Source organism: Halomarina salina (genome assembly GCF_023074835.1).
In the GTDB taxonomy this organism is placed as follows: domain Archaea; phylum Halobacteriota; class Halobacteria; order Halobacteriales; family Haloarculaceae; genus Halomarina; species Halomarina salina.
Genome location: NZ_JALLGW010000002.1, coordinates 414,371 through 430,451, shown reverse-complemented (window position 1 = coordinate 430,451; position 16,081 = coordinate 414,371). Strand labels below are relative to the sequence as shown.

At 68.4% G+C, this 16,081-nt stretch carries 13 protein-coding genes; 8 read left to right on the top strand and 5 right to left on the bottom strand.

Annotation, left to right across the window (positions count from 1 at the left end; translation table 11 throughout):
* Positions 1–24 precede the first annotated feature (24 nt).
* Positions 25–1,482, bottom strand: coding sequence for a GntP family permease (locus tag MX571_RS18020; protein WP_247419403.1), 1,458 nt, complete (start codon positions 1,480–1,482; stop codon positions 25–27).
* Positions 1,483–1,859: 377 nt separating this feature from the next.
* Between MX571_RS18020 and MX571_RS18015 the strand changes: the two genes are divergently transcribed.
* Together MX571_RS18015 and MX571_RS18010 are read left to right on the top strand one after the other, a co-directional pair.
* Positions 1,860–2,186, top strand: coding sequence for a BsuPI-related putative proteinase inhibitor (locus MX571_RS18015; protein WP_247419398.1), 327 nt, complete (start codon positions 1,860–1,862; stop codon positions 2,184–2,186).
* Between the two features lie 186 nt (positions 2,187–2,372).
* Positions 2,373–2,915, top strand: coding sequence for a tRNA (cytidine(56)-2'-O)-methyltransferase (locus MX571_RS18010; RefSeq protein WP_247419396.1), 543 nt, complete (start codon positions 2,373–2,375; stop codon positions 2,913–2,915).
* 123 nt (positions 2,916–3,038) lie between these two features.
* Here MX571_RS18010 and MX571_RS18005 read toward each other — a convergent pair whose 3' ends face one another.
* Positions 3,039–4,166, bottom strand: a complete 1,128-nt coding sequence (locus MX571_RS18005; protein WP_247419394.1) for a methyltransferase — start codon at positions 4,164–4,166, stop codon at positions 3,039–3,041.
* 627 nt (positions 4,167–4,793) lie between these two features.
* Positions 4,794–5,117, bottom strand: a complete 324-nt coding sequence (locus MX571_RS18000) for a hypothetical protein (protein WP_247419393.1) — start codon at positions 5,115–5,117, stop codon at positions 4,794–4,796.
* Positions 5,118–5,291: 174 nt separating this feature from the next.
* Between MX571_RS18000 and MX571_RS17995 the strand changes: the two genes are divergently transcribed.
* From MX571_RS17995 to MX571_RS17975, 5 genes are all read left to right on the top strand, one after another.
* The gene (locus MX571_RS17995) at positions 5,292–5,828 is read left to right on the top strand and encodes a transcription factor (protein WP_247419390.1); all 537 of its coding nucleotides are present in this window, start codon (positions 5,292–5,294) and stop codon (positions 5,826–5,828) included.
* Positions 5,829–6,500: a DUF2110 family protein gene (locus MX571_RS17990; protein WP_247419387.1), complete on the top strand. Its 672-nt coding sequence runs from the start codon at positions 5,829–5,831 to the stop codon at positions 6,498–6,500.
* Entirely contained in the window at positions 6,497–7,237 is a 741-nt protein-coding gene (locus MX571_RS17985) for a DUF5803 family protein (protein ID WP_247419385.1), read from the top strand. Before MX571_RS17990 ends, MX571_RS17985 begins: the two co-directional genes overlap by 4 nt.
* 75 nt (positions 7,238–7,312) lie before the next feature.
* Complete coding sequence (locus MX571_RS17980; protein WP_247419383.1) at positions 7,313–8,248, top strand: ABC transporter ATP-binding protein; 936 nt, start codon at positions 7,313–7,315, stop codon at positions 8,246–8,248.
* The gene (locus MX571_RS17975; protein WP_247419381.1) at positions 8,245–9,051 is read left to right on the top strand and encodes an ABC transporter permease; all 807 of its coding nucleotides are present in this window, start codon (positions 8,245–8,247) and stop codon (positions 9,049–9,051) included. The genes MX571_RS17980 and MX571_RS17975 overlap by 4 nt, the downstream gene beginning before the upstream one ends.
* A 70-nt stretch (positions 9,052–9,121) precedes the next feature.
* Here the strand turns inward: MX571_RS17975 and MX571_RS17970 are convergent, their stop codons facing one another.
* Positions 9,122–10,156 (bottom strand): S1C family serine protease, encoded by a 1,035-nt coding sequence (locus tag MX571_RS17970; protein ID WP_247419379.1) that lies wholly within the window; start codon positions 10,154–10,156, stop codon positions 9,122–9,124.
* A gap of 143 nt (positions 10,157–10,299) precedes the next feature.
* Positions 10,300–10,974, bottom strand: coding sequence for a DUF420 domain-containing protein (locus tag MX571_RS17965; RefSeq protein ID WP_247419377.1), 675 nt, complete (start codon positions 10,972–10,974; stop codon positions 10,300–10,302).
* A 574-nt stretch (positions 10,975–11,548) separates the two neighbouring features.
* Between MX571_RS17965 and MX571_RS17960 the strand changes: the two genes are divergently transcribed.
* Positions 11,549–15,955, top strand: coding sequence for a malectin domain-containing carbohydrate-binding protein (locus MX571_RS17960; RefSeq protein ID WP_247419375.1), 4,407 nt, complete (start codon positions 11,549–11,551; stop codon positions 15,953–15,955).
* Positions 15,956–16,081 lie beyond the last annotated feature (126 nt).

Here is a 16,081-nt window from a genome sequence, read left to right as displayed (position 1 = left end):
CTCACCGAGCGGTCGCGCGTACCCTCACGCGAGTGGCATGACCGTCGAGACGGCCAGCACCGTGAGGAGCCCCGCCACGGAGATGAGCGTCGTGAGCGCGGTCCAGGTCTTCAGCGTCTCTCCCAGGGTCAGCCCGCCGATCTCCTTCACGAGCCAGAACCCGGAGTCGTTGTACCACGAGCAGATGTTCCCGCCCGCTCCGATGGCCATCACGAGGTACGCCGGGTGGACAGCGAGCTGACCCGTCAGCGGGGCCATGATGCCCGCGGCGGTCAGCATCGCGGCGGTCGCCGACCCCTGGGCGATGCGGACGATGGCGGCGATGAGCCACGCCGTGACGATGAGCGGGATACCGAGCTCCTGTAACCCGCCGGCGATATAGTCGCCGATGCCCGACGCCGCGAGCAGCGCACCGAACGCACCACCGGCCGCGGTGATGGCGGCGATGTTGCCACCGCTCTTCAGCGCCTCGGTCAACTCGTCGTTCCACTCGCTACTGGTCAGCCCGGTGTACCGGTAGAACGTGTACGCGGCCGCGAGCGCCGCGATGGTCAGCGCCACGTTCTTGTCGCCGACGAAGTCGGTGTACGGTTGGGCGGTCGTCAGTATCTGCTCGACGGTCGCTTCCCCGAGGATGTCGGCGATGAATCCGAGCGCCGACGGAGCGTCGACGAACGTGTTGACGAACGTCGACGACGCGATGAGGACGACCGCGAGGAGGATGGGCAGCAGCGACTCGCCCATGCCCGGCAGCGCGCTCGTCGGTTTCTGGGCGACCGACTCCAGTTCCTCCGTCGTCGTCGACATCGTGTCCCGGAGCGGGATGTCGAGTCGGGCGTTGATCCACCGACCGTAGAGGAGACCGGAGACGAGCGCGGCCGGAATCGCCACGATGAGTCCGATCAGGATAGTGATACCGAGGTTGCTGCCGATCTCGTCGGCGACGGCGAGCGGCCCCGGCGTCGGCGGGACGAAGACGTGCGCGGCCGCAGCACCCGCCCCGACGACGACGATGAACAGCGTGTAGTCCCGGCCGAGTCGCGCCCGCGTCGAGCGCGCCAGCGGCGCCATCAGGTAGAACACGCTGTCGAAGAACACCGGCACCGCCAGCACGGTGCTACTGCTCAGCAGCGCGATGTCGGAGTTGTCCCTGCCCAGGAGGCTCTGGAACCCCCTGACGATCCGCTGGGCGGACCCGCTCTCGAGCATCGACTTGCCGATGACGGCCGCCATGAGGATCGGGATACCGATTCCCGCCATCCCGTTCCCGAACGCCGTGGCGACCTGGGTCGCCGCGTCGGCCGTCGTGAACTCCGGCAGGAACACCGAGTTGACGACGCCGACGAAGAACGCCGCGATGATGAGCCCTATGAACGCCGGGAGGTCGAGCCACACGAGCAGCGCGATGACTGCGAGCAACCCGACCACGAACGTGATCAGCGGACTGTACGACAGCTCCGTCAATTGAAGAACTGTAAACATTGTTCGGAGAGTGTCGCCAGAGCGAACTCGAAAAAGATACTAAAATTTTTCCGTATTTAATTGGTTGGATGTAAATGCATTCCGATACGAGTGCTAGAACGTCGGCATTCTCTCGGCTTCCGACTGACACCGGTTCGTCGGTCGCATTCCGACGACGGTCGGCGCTCACTCGGCATCGGGTATCGAGTCTGCCTTCTCCGCCTCCGGTGCTGGAACTGGAGAGTCGCTCGTCGACGGTCAACCTCGGAGTTTCCCCGAGAGTGGCCGTTCTCGAGCGTCTTGTCCCCGAGTCTTCTGACGCACGACCACTGATTTGCTATCGCGACATACGATTCACCGGCCGTAACGCTATCCCCCTCCGCACCCAACGACCGCCCATGCTCACAGGCGAGTTGGCGGTCGAGACGGACGGCACGGTCCGATTCGTCTTCGAGGTCGAGAACACAGGTGAGGACCCGGAAGAGGTGACGTTCCGCAACGGTGGCCACGCGGACTGCGCTGTCTACGACGGCGACGACGAGGTGTGGCGGTGGTCCGTCGGTCAGATGTTCACGCAGGCCATCGAACACGAGACGGTCGAACCCGGCGAGACGCTCCGCTACGGGTTCGAGTGGGAGCCACCGGAGCCGGGTGAGTACACCGCCCGCGCCGAGTTGCGACCGGAGGGCGACTGCACGGCCGAGACGACGTTCTCGGTCGAGTGAGCGGCCGCGCCGACGGAGCTGGGTTCCACCAGATCACACTCCCCCTTCCTCCACGTCGCTGGTAGGTCACGGTTCGACGGGTGGCACTCCTCTCTCGTCTCGACCAGTCAGTGCCCGGCGTCTCGCCGCTGGAGCGCAGTGGCCGCCGATTCGAAACCCCTTCACTGCGCGGCGCGAAGGTTCGTCATGGACGAACACGAGGTCGCGGTGCTCCGACTGGGCCACCGGCCGGGGCGAGACAACCGGATGACGACCCACGTCGGTCTCACCGCCCGGGCGCTGGGAGCCGACCGCGTGGTGCTGGCGGGCGACGCCACCCAGTCGCGAGCGACCATCGAGGACATCACCGACCGCTTCGGCGGGCCGTTCGCCGTCGAACAGACCGACGAACCGAAGCGCGTCGTCCGGGAGTTCCCCGGCCGCGTCGTCCACCTGACGATGTACGGGCTTCCCGTCCAGGAGGTAGCGGGAGAACTCCGAGACGCGCACGCGAACGAACCGCTGCTGGTGGTCGTCGGCGCGGAGAAGGTGTCGTTCGACGTCTACGAGGCCGCCGACTGGAACGTGGGCGTGACGAACCAGCCGCACTCGGAGGTAGCGGGGCTCGCCGTCCTCCTCGACAGACTGTTCGAGGGGCGGGAGCTCGACCGCTCCTGGGAGGGTGCCGACCGGCACGTCGTCCCGATGGCGACCGGGAAGAAGGTCGTCCCGGCCGATTCGGAGGAGTAACGCTTTCTACCGGTGGTTCTGTGGCTTCGAGCAGCGGTCTCTCGTCCTCGTGATACACTGCCATCTGCTATACCGATTCGTCGGTGTGCGGCGACCGTCCTCACCGACGAGTACGCCGCTGCGCTACAGTCTCGCCTCCAGAACGACGTGCTCGGCTCTCGTGCGGCGCTTCTCGACCGAACTGTAGTGGCGCAGGTGCTCGTGGAGGTCGAGTGCGCGGTGGTGGACGACGCTCAGTAGACCTTCTGGCGCGAGTACGTCGTGTGCGTCGGCGAACAACTCTGCGAGAACGCCGTCGCCGGCGTGCGTCGGCGGGTTACAGAGGACACGGTCGAACGCCCGGTCGGCGACACCGTCGAGACAGTCGGCGGTGACGACGGTGCCGTCGACCCCCGCTGCACGGAGGTTACCGGCGGCACAGGTCGTCGCGACCCGGTCGTCGTCGGTGAGCCAGAGGTCGCAGTCCGCGGTCCGCCCAGCGTAGAGACCGATCGCCCCGTACCCACAGCAGAGGTCGAGCACCCGGTCCCCGTCCTCGACGCTCGCCGCCTCGACGAGCAGTCGAGTTCCGTCGTCGAGCGACCCCACGGAGAACGTGCCGGGCACCGACACCAGCGGGAGTTCGACCCCGCTCACGGCCGGGCGGAGTCGTCGGGGAGTCACGTAGGACCGCGGCGGGACGGTGTCGGGGCGCTCCGCGCGGAGCAGTGCACACGCGCCGTCCGTTCGAACGCGTTCGACGCGTGCTCCGAGGTCCCTGAGGCAGTCGGCGTACCTCGGCAGGCCGGACTGGTCCGTCGCCGACAGATAGTAGACGCCGTGGGGGTGGAGTCTCGACAGGGCGTCGCGGAGTCGCTGCTTCGCGACCGGTATCGGTGTGGACGGCATCGGCGCGTGTGCGACGGCGTCGAACCGACGGTCGAGGCCTGCGAGGTCGGCGCGAACCTCGACCGTCGCCTCCGCGTCGTTCCGTCGCAGGTTCGTCTCGGAGAGGCGAGCGGCGCGGGCGCTCGTCTCGGTGAGGTGGACGGCGTCGGCCCGCCCGGACAGGACGGTGCCGACGACCCCGTAGTTCGCCTCGGGACAGAGGACGACGCCTGGGTCCGTCCCCCAGAGGTGGTCGAGCAGGAGGAGTTCGGTGGGTCGGAAGGACTCCTTCGACGGGACGCCGTCGGCCGTCTGGAACCGATAGGTCGCCGGACCGTCGGCGACGCGCGACTTCAGTGCGAGGCTGTAGGGCGCGCGGTTCATCGGCCCCCTCCTGCGTGGTCGCGGCCGAGGTGTTCGTGGTCGGGGGTATCGTGGTCGGTGGAGCTGTCGCTGTTCTGTGGACGACGGGTGTCGTCCGCGGGTCGTGTCGGACGTGGTTCGTGCATCGACGATGGGTCGGTGGCTCAGGTCGGTCGGAAACGAGACAGCCAGCACGCTCCGCGACCGTCGAGAACCACCGAGGACATCGGTCGACGCGACGCTACGCGGCGCGTGCGAACCGTGTACCGAACAGCGCGACGCTCCGACGTGAACCGTCACCGACCGCGCTCACGGTCGGGAATCGGAACGCCCACAGTCGGCGAGCCAGCCGAACCCACTCGCCACGAGCGTCACGCGACGAACGACGGGGTCGACTCGAAGCCGTTGTTCAACGTCTTTGGGGAGTCGGCCACCGACTACAAACCTGACGGTCGTCGGTTCACTCCCTCACTCCTGAAGATTCGCTTCGTCTCGTGAACGACAGCGTCGCCGGATTCCGGCGGGACCTTCGGTCCGCGCGGTTCGTCTTCCGTGCTCCCGTAGCGCTCGGGGGAACTCCGAAATCCCCCTTTCACCGCTCGCTGGCGCTCACCGTTCGACTCCCGAGGCCTCCGGTAGTCGGCCTCGCTACTCCTCGCGCCCGATGAGCGACCAGTGGTGGTGGACGCTGCCGTCGGGGTGGCGTTCCGTCGAGACGTGGTAGACGTACACGTCGCCGAAGTCGCCGGCCGCGTCACGCTGGCGCTTGTGGACCACGAGGTAGCCGTCGCGCTCCTCGACGCGGACGACCTCCTCGTCCGTCCGCGGCTCGACGGTCGGGAGCGGCTCGTGGCGGGCACGGAGCAGTTCCTGGGCGTAGACCACGGCCCCGCGCAGGTCGTGCCCGTCGAGGCTCTGGAGCGTGCTGGCGACCGCTTCGGGGAGGTCGTCGGGCGGTGTCGGGTCGTCCATGCAAGGTGTTGACGATGGACGACCCTAAACCGTCGGCTGGTCGTCACGGGTGTCGAGCCGGGTCGTCGACGGGTGGTGAGTGACTCCGTCCGGGTGTGACGCTACGCGCTGTTCCGGGCGGGTTCTGCCGCGAGAGCGCAACCTTTAGGCACGAGTCTAGCGCACAACTCCGTAATGGCTTTCGAGGAGCTACTGAACGACCCCGTCATCCAGAAGTATCTACACGAGCTGGTTGGACCGACGGGGATGCCCGTCGCCGCCGCCCCTCCCGACGGCGAGGTGACAGACGAGGAACTCGCCGAGGACCTCGGACTGGAACTCAACGACGTCCGGCGCGCGCTGTTCATCCTCTACGAGAACGACCTCGCGTCGTACCGCCGCGTCCGCGACGAGGACTCCGGGTGGCTGACGTACCTCTGGACGTTCGAGTACGACCAGGTCCCCGAGATTCTCGAAGAGGAGATGTACCACCTCCTGGAGGCGCTGGAGACCCGCAAGGACTACGAGGCGGACAACGAGTTCTACCTCTGTCCGGAGGAGTCCATCCGCTTCGAGTTCGGTGAGGCGATGGAGTTCACCTTCGAGTGTCCCTCCTGCGGTGCCGACCTGGAGTCGATGAGCAACGACCAGTTGATCCGGGCGATGGACGAGCGCATCGCGGCGCTCCGCGAGGAACTCAACGTCGAGTCGGCCGACGAGGCCCAGGCGTAGATGGTCGTCCTCGCGACGAAACTCTACGTCGAAGGCGACGCGCGCGAGCGTGCGGTCGACTCGCTGCGCTCGCTCGTCGCCAACGACCTGGCGGACCTGGACGTCGAGTGGACGCTCGGCGTCCGGGAGGACGGCTTCCCCTCGGTGACCGTCGAGGGTGACGACGAGGTGGTCGCCCGGAACCTGCTCCGCGAGGAGTGGGGTGCCATCACGCCGACCTTCGAGGCCGGCGAGGAGTACGTCGGCACCCTGGAGTCGTGGGACGACGAGGGGTTCGTACTCGACGCGGGCGAACGCGTCCGTATCCCCGCGAGCGAACTCGGCCTCGGGCAGGGGTCGCCCGCCCAGATTCGCAAACGGTTCGGCCTCGTCCAGCACGTCCCGCTCCGGTTCGTCTACGACGACGACGCGCCGCGACTCGCCGACAGCGAGCGGGACCGACTGTACGACTGGACCCGCGCCGACACCGGTCGGCTCAACGTCAACAGCGCGACCCGCGCGGAGGTGCGGGCGACGATGAACCGCGCCGGTCACGCACGGGACGTCGTCACCGTCGAGCGTCTCGGGTTGCTCGAACAGTCGGTCGTCTGCACGGAGGGGACGGACCCGCCCGGACTGCTCGCCAGCGTCGGGGAGTACCTCCCAGCCGAACTGCTCTGCGTGGTCCCATGAGGCGTGCGCTCGCGCTCTGTCTGCTCGTCCTGTTGACGGTGAGCGCGGGCTGTACCAGCCTCTTCGGCCCCGGCGAGGTGAGCGACGACCAGTTGAACGAGAACGCCACCTACGACGACGTCTGGCAGCAGGACGCCCAGGTCTACATCGACGTGCGGTCGAACGACTACCGCGCCGTCTACGACCTGGGCGAGAACCGCACGACGTTACAGGTGTTCGGCCGCAACGCGTTCGGCCTCGAACGGCCGCTCGACATCAGCGGCCTCCGGTATCGCTTCGACAACGGTACCGTCGTCAGCACCGACCAGCACGCCAACTTCACGGTCGACCAGGGGCGCGAGCAGTTGCGCATCACCGTCCCCGAGGCGAACGGCACGCTCGCGTTCACCGCGCCGAAGAGCGGCAAGTCGTTCGGCGTCCCGGCGTTCATCGAGGGCGTCTCCTACGAGGCGGCGCTGCCGCCGAAGACGGACGTGGCGGTGCCACTGCTCTCCAGCGTCGACCCGAGTCCCACGAGGACGACCGACGAGGACGGGCGCATCCACATCTACTGGGACTCCGTCTCCCGCGACGTCTCGGTGCGCTACTACCTCGACCGGGACCTGCTCATCTTCGGGGCGCTGGCGGGCATCCTCACCGTCGCGGGCATCGCCGGCGCGCTGTACTACCTCCGACAGATCCGCGAACTCGAACGTCGGCGCGAGGACGTCGCGCTCGACGTGAACCGCGAGGAGTGACGAGCCGTCTCGCACACGACGGCTGACACCTGTCCAACCCGGAACTCTTAGGCGCTGGACGGCCGGACCGGCCACATGGTCATCGTCGCCGAGGACGTCCGCAGGGAGTACGGCGACACCGTCGCGCTCGACGGCGTCTCGCTCTCCATCGACGACGGCGAGGTGTACGCGCTCATCGGGCCGAACGGCGCGGGGAAGACGACGCTCATCCGCGCGCTGACGGGCACCACCGACTACGAGGGGCGCGTCGAACTGTTCGGGACCGACCCGCAGACGGCCGACGCCGAGCGCCTCGGCCTGCTCCCGCAGTCGTTCTCGCCGCCGGAGCGACTCACCGCCCGCGAACTGGTCGACTACTACGGCGGCCTCTACGACCACGCCCGGCCGACCGACGAGGTGCTCGCCGACGTCGGGATGGCCGAGCACGCCGACACGTGGTACGAGAAGCTCTCGGGGGGCCAGCAGCGTCGCACCTGCGTCGCCGTCGCGCTGGTCAACGACCCGGACCTGCTGGTCCTCGACGAACCGACGACGGCCATCGACCCGGCGGGTCGCCGGTCGCTCTGGGACCTGCTCGACTCGCTCGTCGCGGGCGGGACGACGGTGCTCCTGACGACCCACTCGATGGCCGAGGCCGAACGCCTCGCCGACCGGGTCGGCCTGCTCGCCGACGGCGACCTCGTCGCCGAGGGGACGCCCCGCGAACTCGTCGAAGCGTACGGCGGCCAGTCGCGGCTGACCGTCGACACCGAGGGGGCGGTCGCCGACGCGGCCGCGAGCGCCGTCGAGGGAGCGGGCTACCGCGTCGCCACGACGGGTCGGGGTATCGTCGTCCGGGACGCGATGCCCGAGGACATCGCGCCCATCGTCGACGCCCTCGGAGCGGCCGACGTGTCGTACCACGCCCTGCGCTGGGAGCGTCCGGACCTCGAATCGGTCTACCTCGCGCTCACCGGGACGGGCGTGACGGAGACGGGTGAAGCGGTCGAACGCGAGGAGGCCGCGGCGTGACGTTCGTCAGTCGCGTCCGCGCCGAGACGACGGCGGCCGCGCTGGGGTTCCTCCGCCGTCGGACGGCCGTCTTCTTCACGTTCTTCTTCCCGGTCATCATCATCCTCATCTTCGGGGCGCTCGTCCAGACGAACCCGACCGGCGGCGGGCTGTTCTCCGAACCGCCCGTCTACTACCTGCCGGCCTACATCGGCGTCGTGGTGCTGTTCACGCCGCTCTCTCGCGTGGGCAGCGAGGTGGCCCGTCACCGCGACGACAACCGCTTCGAGAAGCTGGCGACGACGCCGCTGCGTCGCTGGGAGTGGCTGCTCGCCCAGACGGCCGTCAACGTGGCCATCATCGGCGCGGCGGCGCTCGTCATCTTCGCGCTGGTCGTGTTCGTCTCGGGCGCGCAAGTGGCCGTCGGGCCGGAACTGCTGGCGCTCGTCCCGTTCGTGGCGCTCGCGGTCACGCTGTTCTGCGGCGTGGGGGCCATCCTCGGCAGCGTCGCGGGGTCGCAGGACGGGGTCATCGCGGCGGCCAACGGCATCGCCATCCCGCTGCTGTTCCTCTCGGAGACGTTCGTGACGCCCGAGCAACTGCCAGACTGGTTCGTCCCCGTCCTCGACCTCTCGCCGCTGACGTACTTCTCGCGGGGGGTTCGCGAGGTCACGACGCCGCAGATGGCGGCGTACGCCGACGGCGGCATCCTCGTCCAGCACGGTCCCGCCGTCGCCCCGTGGCTGTTGAACCTCGTCGTGCTGACGGTGCTCGCCGTCGCCTTCTTCGCCGTCGGCGCGTTCGCGCTCCCGCGAACGGACTAGCTCGCGTTCCCGGAGACGGCCCAGAGAACTCTGTGTTACTGCTCGTCACCGACCGACGCCACGGACACCCTCAGCGAACCGGGACGTCCTGCCCGCTCGGCCGTCGCCCTCGCCCTCGCTGTCGGGGACGCCGCCCGCTACGGGCCTCCGGCATCGGCCGTTCGTCCAGTCGGACTCGCTCCTCGACGCGCTCGCCGTTCCGAATCAGTTCGAGCGTCACCTCGTCGCCGGGGCGGGTCTCGATGAGCAGGTGGCGCATCAGTTCCTCGTGGGCGTCGACGGGTTCGCCGTCGATGCTCACGACGACGTCGCCGCCCGCCGGCACGTCGTGGCCACGCACGCGGCGCGTTCCCCGACTGCCCCGGAGGACGCCTCGGGCCGGCCCGTCGTCCACGTCGACGACGAGGACGCCCCGCGGCCGGTCGAGGCGGTTGGCCTGCGCGACGCTCGGCGAGACGTCGAGCGTCCGCACCTTGAGGTACGGGTGGCGGTACTCACCGTCGCGGACGAGCGACGGCACGACGCGGGCGGCCACCTCCGCGCTCACGGCGAACCCGATGTTGTCGCCGCCGCGGGCGCGGTTGACGCCGACGACTCGTCCGTCGAGGTCGACCAGCGGCCCACCCGAGTTACCGGGGTTGATGGGGGCGTCCGTCTGGACCGTATCGGGGATGACGAACCCCGACCGCGTGACCATCGACCGCGACGCGCCGCTGACGACGCCGACCGACAGCGACCCTTCCAGACCCATCGGGTTGCCGAGGGCGGCGACGCGCGTCCCCGAAACGGGGTTCTCCGGCGCGAACGCGAGCGGTTCGGCGTCGTCGGGGAGGTCCGGGACGCGGACGACGGCGAGGTCGGTGTACGCGTCGCTGCCGACCACCTCGCCGACCCGCCACTGCCCGTCCGCGAATCGCACGTCGACCGCCGTCTCTCGGCCGACGACGTGCTGGTTCGTCACGACTACCGGGTCGCCGTCGGCCGTCTCGTGGACGAACCCGGACCCCGCACCGCCCGGTCTGCGCCCGTTGCCCGCGATGTAGATGGAGACGACCGAGGGGATGGTCGTCCGGTACAGCTCCTGATAGCGTGTCTCCTCGCTCATGGTGTGGCCGCCGCGACGCTTCGACGAGAATCGACCGCCCTCGGCGGACTAACCGGAGGTAAGCGAGAGCGAGTGATAACTGGCGTGCGAGTTGGTGTCACGCACGCACTGACGTGGGAGGCGACAGTTCGAGTGCCGAGACGCTACTCGTCGTCGCCACGGTTCGCGGCGAACGCCGGGACGGCCAGCAGGAGGAGCATCGCCTCGTGGCCCCGCGGCACCCACGAGTAGACGTGGTTGAGCATGACGTAGGTGACGACGCCGAGGAAGAGGCTCAGCGACCACGAGACGACGGCGATGCGGCCGACGCGCGCGTGGGCGGTGTCCCGGAGTTCGGCGGGTGTGTGGGTCAGTCCGAGGACGATGGCGTACAGCACCACGGGCACCGCGAGCACCGAGAGCAGGATGTGGATGGCGAGCATGGCGAGGTAGAGCGGTTCGACGATGCCCGCGTACTGCGAGAGGAACTGCCCGTCCTGGACGACGAACGACTTCTCGAACCCGCCGCCGACCTTCCAGAGGTAGAGGACGAGGAACAGGCAGATGAGCCCGAACGCGGTCAGCATCGCCGCGCGGTGCTTGCGGACGTCGCCGCGGCGGATGAACCGCCAGCCGACGAGGAGGGTGGTGAACGCGAGCGTGTTGACGACGGCGATGAGGTCCGAGAACAGGACGACCGTGTCCCGCGAGAGGTCGGGGAACAGCGGGATAACCCCGGCGAACGCGCCGAGGACGAGCGCGTAGCCGACGACGGAGAGCGCCGCGGTCACCGCACGCGGGTGCTCCTTGACGACGCTCCCGGAGGAGGCAGTTGCCATACTCGCAGTCGGGAGGCGAGGAGTATGGCCGCTTCGCTTCCGACCGAGTGCAGGGCGTCGAGGAATCGTGGACGCAGCGCGCTCGACGGCGACAACCGTGCGCCCGACCGCGATAACCGCGCGTCTGACGCACTGAATCGCCACCGTGTCGAACGTTGACTCGGGTTCTCGACCAGACAGCGTACTATCGGACAGTCCCCGCGCGCGAACTGGACATTCGAGTATAATACGGCGAATCGGTGTACGTCCTGACCCCGGCTAGCGATTCGACGTGAGATGAGAAACATCCACCCCTCGTGTCGTTGCGTCAGAGCGAACGAGTCGAAATACTATCTGGTCTGCATCCCGGAATAGACAATCAACTGACCATAATATCTAGATAGTCATTACTAGAGTAATAAAGCGAGTCGACTCTCTCTTACGACAGTTAGTCCGTGATTGCAGAACCGACGGTTGCCGGTTTTGGTGGTTGTCAACTATCCACAGGGTACTGTAACGAATCTGTCAATCGTGGCGGCGGGAGTTCCTGTTGGTTCAGAATAACTATCCGCCGAAATTCGAACCGTCTCGTCGCATGCAACCACCTGACGACGTGCGACGACGGACGATTGCAGTAACTTTCACGTTCCTCATGGTGCTCTCCACCGCGACGGCCGGACTCGCGTTCGGCGTCGCGGGCGTGTTCGCTCAGGAGGAGACGCCGGCGCTCTATCGAGTGAACGCCGGGTCCGGGACCGTCGCCGCCACCGACGGCGGCACCGACTGGACACCCCCGGGAAGTACGACAGGGGTGAGTCTCAGCGGGGGGACGACCTACTCGGCGAGCGCGTCGGTCTCTCTCGGTAGCTCCGTTCCGGCGGGGACACCGACCGACCTGTTCACCAGCGAGATATACGGCGACCAGCAGTGGACGTTCGACGACGGCATCCAGAGCGGGACGCCGTACGAGGTGCGCCTCTACTTCGCCGAGATATACCACGTCGACGGCCACGCCGACAACGACGACGGCGGCGACGGTCAGGTCGGCGACCGCGTCTTCGACGTGAGCGTCCAGGGCGAGACGGTCCTCGACGGCTACGACATCTACGCCGACATCGGTGCGGAGACCGCCGTGATGAAGTCGTTCACCGTGACGCCGACCGACGGGACGATAGCCGTCGGACTCACGACCGTCACGGACAACGCGAAGGTCTCGGCCATCGAGATCGTCCCGGCCGAGCCGGAGCCCGACACGCTCGGCGGCCCCTCGGCCGTCGACTTCGGGTCGGTGCTCACCGGCGACAGCGAGGCGAAGACCGTGACCGTCACCAACCTCGGTGGCAGCGGCGACCCGAGCATCGACGTCTCGGGCGTCTCGGTCACGGGACCCGACGCCGACGAGTTCGCGGCCGGCGGTCCCTCGCAGGGGTCGCTGGCCCCCGGCGAGTCCGCGACCATCCCGGTGACGTTCATTCCGGCCGACGCACAGGCCAAGAGCGCGACGCTCGAAGTGAGCCACTCCGGGAGCAACTCGCCGCTGACCGTCGCCCTCTCGGGTGAGGGCGCGAGTTCGGCGCAGGTCGGCTTCGGGAAGAGCGGCCTCCAGGGCTTCGGCCAGGGGTCGCTCACGGCGCTGGAGTTCGGCCCCGACGGTCGCCTCTACGTCGCCCAACAGGACGGCGACGTCTACGCGCTGGAGGTGACCCGCGACGGCGAGAACTCGTACGACGTGGTCTCTCAGGAGAGCGTCGACGCCATCAAGGACATCCCGAACCACGACGACAACGGGAACTACGTCTCCGGCGAGAACACGCGGCAGGTCACCGGCCTGACGGTCGGCGGCACCGCCGAGACGCCCGTCGTCTACGTCTCCTCGTCCGACCCGACCATCGACGTCGGGACGGACGACGACGACACGGACACGAACTCGGGGGCCATCTCCCGGCTCACGTTCGACTGGAACGGCGACGGGAGCCTGAACGGGGTCGACCACGAGGTGCTCGTCCTCGGCCTCCCCCGCTCCGAGGAGAACCACGCCACGAACGGGATGGACCTCAGCGACGACGGCACGACGCTGTTCGTCGCGCAGGGCGGCCACACGAACCAGGGTGCGCCCAGCAACAACTTCGGCCACACGTCCGAGTACGCGCTCTCGGCCGCGGTGCTCTCGGTCGACCTCCAGCAGATCGACCAGAACTACCAGCCGAAGAACCTGCAGGACTACGACAGCGCCTACCCGGACGTCGAGTTCCTGTACGCGATTCCGACCATCCAGACCGACGACGCCACCGACGGCGACGACCTGCCGTTCGGCGGCGACGACGGCGTCAACCAGGCGAAGTGGGTCGAGGACGGTCCCGTTCAGGTCCACTCCTCGGGCTACCGGAACCCGTACGACCTGGTCCTGACCGAGGACGACCGACTCTACACTATCGACAACGGCCCGAACGGTGGCTGGGGCGGCCAGCCCATCGGCGAGGGTTCGGGCGGGGTCTGTACGAACGAACCGAACGACCCCGGCTCCGGGGACGGTGACCAGCTCCACCTCGCCAGCGAGGGGAGCTACGGCGGTCACCCCGCTCCCATCCGGGGCAACCCGACCGGCGCGGACATCTACGACGCGGCGGGGAACCTCGTCTACGACATCACCGAGTCGAACAGCCCCGTTCCCGCCTCGAAGGTGAACCCCATCGAGTGCGACTACCAGGGCGCGAACGAGGACAACTCCCTCGGCGACGAGTTCGGCTGGACGGGCGGTATCGAGGAGTACACCGCCTCGAACTTCGGCGGCCAGATGCAGGGCGACCTGCTGGTCGTCGTGGGCTCCAGCTCCGTCACCCGCGTCGAACTGACCGCCGACGGCACCGGCGTCACCGAACAGAGCGGCAACTTCTTCAGCGACCTCAGCGCGCTCGGCATCGCCGCGCAGGGCGACGACGGCCCCTTCCCGGGGACCGTCTGGACCGCCCGCGGCGGCATCACGGTGTTCGAGCCGACCGACTACGAGGGTAGCGGCGGCGGTGGCAACCAGTGTACCGCGGCCGACGACGTGGCCCTCGACGAGGACGAGGACGGCTACGACAACGCCGACGAACTCGACGCGGGCACCGACCCGTGTTCGGCGGCCTCGACGCCCGCGGACTTCGACGGTGACGGCACCTCGAACGTCAACGACGCGGACGACGACGACGACGGCACGCCCGACACGGCCGACCCGTTCGCGCTCGACGCCGACGACGGCACCTCGACGTCCCTGCCGGTCACCATGGACCTCTCCGAGACCCAGCTGTTCGGTCCGAACGGCCAGGGCTGGACGGGCCTGATGACCAACGGGCAGGACGACTACCTGGACCTCTACGACCCCGACCAGATGACGGTCGGCGGCGCGGCGCAGGTCCTGACGGTCGAGAACGTCCCCTCGGGCGACGCGGTCAACGACCAGAACGCCCAGCAGTTCGCGTTCCAGCGCGGTGTCGACGCCCCCGACCAGCCGTTCACCGTCTCGACGACGGTCAACGGCTTCCCGGCCGACCCCCAGAACTACCAGGGGCTCGGTATCTACGTCGGGAACGGCGACCAGGACAACTACCTGAAGCTCATCCTCTCCGCGGAGGGCGGCGACGGTGGTATCCAGTTCGCCAAGGAGGTCGACGGCTCGTTCGGCGAGTACGACCAGCACGTCACCGACGGGAGCGTCACGGGGCCGAGCAGCAACACGGACCTCTCGCTGACCGTCTTCCCGAGCAACGAGACGGTGAAGGCGTACTACACGCCGCCCGGCGGCGAGAAGACGTACGTCGGCGAGACGACGGTGCCGTCGTCCTGGCTCGACAGCGCCGACGGCAGCGGTCTCGCGGTGGGCGTCGTCGCGACGTCCTACAACGCGGGGTCGACGTTCGACGCGACGTGGACCGACCTCGTCGTCGAGTACGTCACGCCGCCCGCCAACCAGCCGCCGGTGGCCGACGCCGGCGCGGACGTCACCGTCGAGGAGGGCCAGCAGGTCACCCTCGACGCGTCCGGCTCCAGCGACCCGAACGCGGACACGCTCGGGTTCACCTGGTCACAGCTCGACGGCCCCGACGCGGGCCTCGACTTCTTCGACTCGGAGTCGGTGTCGTTCACCGCTCCCGACGTCGACGGCGACCAGACGCTCACCTTCCAGGTCAGCGTCTCCGACGGCGAGTTCTCGGACACCGACACGGTGACCGTGACCGTCGAGGACGCCGACGGCGAACCCGCCGACGGCACGGTCGTCCACCGCGTGAACGTGGGCGGTCCCGAACTGGCCGCGACCGACGACGGGCCGGTCTGGAGTGCGGACACCAGCGGCAGTCCGTCGCCGTACCTCGTCGCCGGCGGGTCGATACCCGGCGGCCTCCCGTACGCGGTCGGCGGTGTCGACGCGTCGGTGTCCTCGGATACGCCGACCGCGGTGTTCGGGACCGAACGGTACGACCCCGACAGCGGCGACGAGATGCTCTGGAGCTTCTCGGCGCAGTCCGGGACGACCTACGAGGCCAGGCTGTACTTCCACGACGGCTACAGCGGGACGAGCGACCCCGGCGACCGGGTGTTCGACGTCTCGGTAGAGGGCCAGCAGGTCCTGACCGACTTCGACCCCATCGTCGCCTACGGCGACAACACCGGCGGCATGGAGTCGTTCACCGTCACGCCGACCGACGACAGCGTCGACGTGGAGCTGCTCCACGGTCTCGCCGAGAACCCGCAGATCAACGCCATCGAGATAGTGGCCGTCGGCGACGACGGCCCCGGACCGGTGGGCGAGTTCACCTCGCCGCCGACCGACACCGACGGCGACGGCGTCTACGAGGACGTCAACGGCGACGGCTCGTTCGACGTCGGCGACGTCCAGGCGTTCTTCCAGAACTACGAGGGTAGCACGGTCCAGGACAACGTCGACGCGTTCGACGTCAACGGCGACGGCTCGGTCAACGTCGGCGACGTCCAGGCCCTGTTCCAGGAGGCGACCAGTAGCTGAGCGACCGCAACCGGGAGCGGCCGATCACCGCTCTCGCAGTTCTCGCGGGTCGTCGGCGGCGACGGACGGACTCCAGAGGTCCGCCATCACCCGTCGCTCGCGGCGGCCACCTGCAGGAGAACGGTT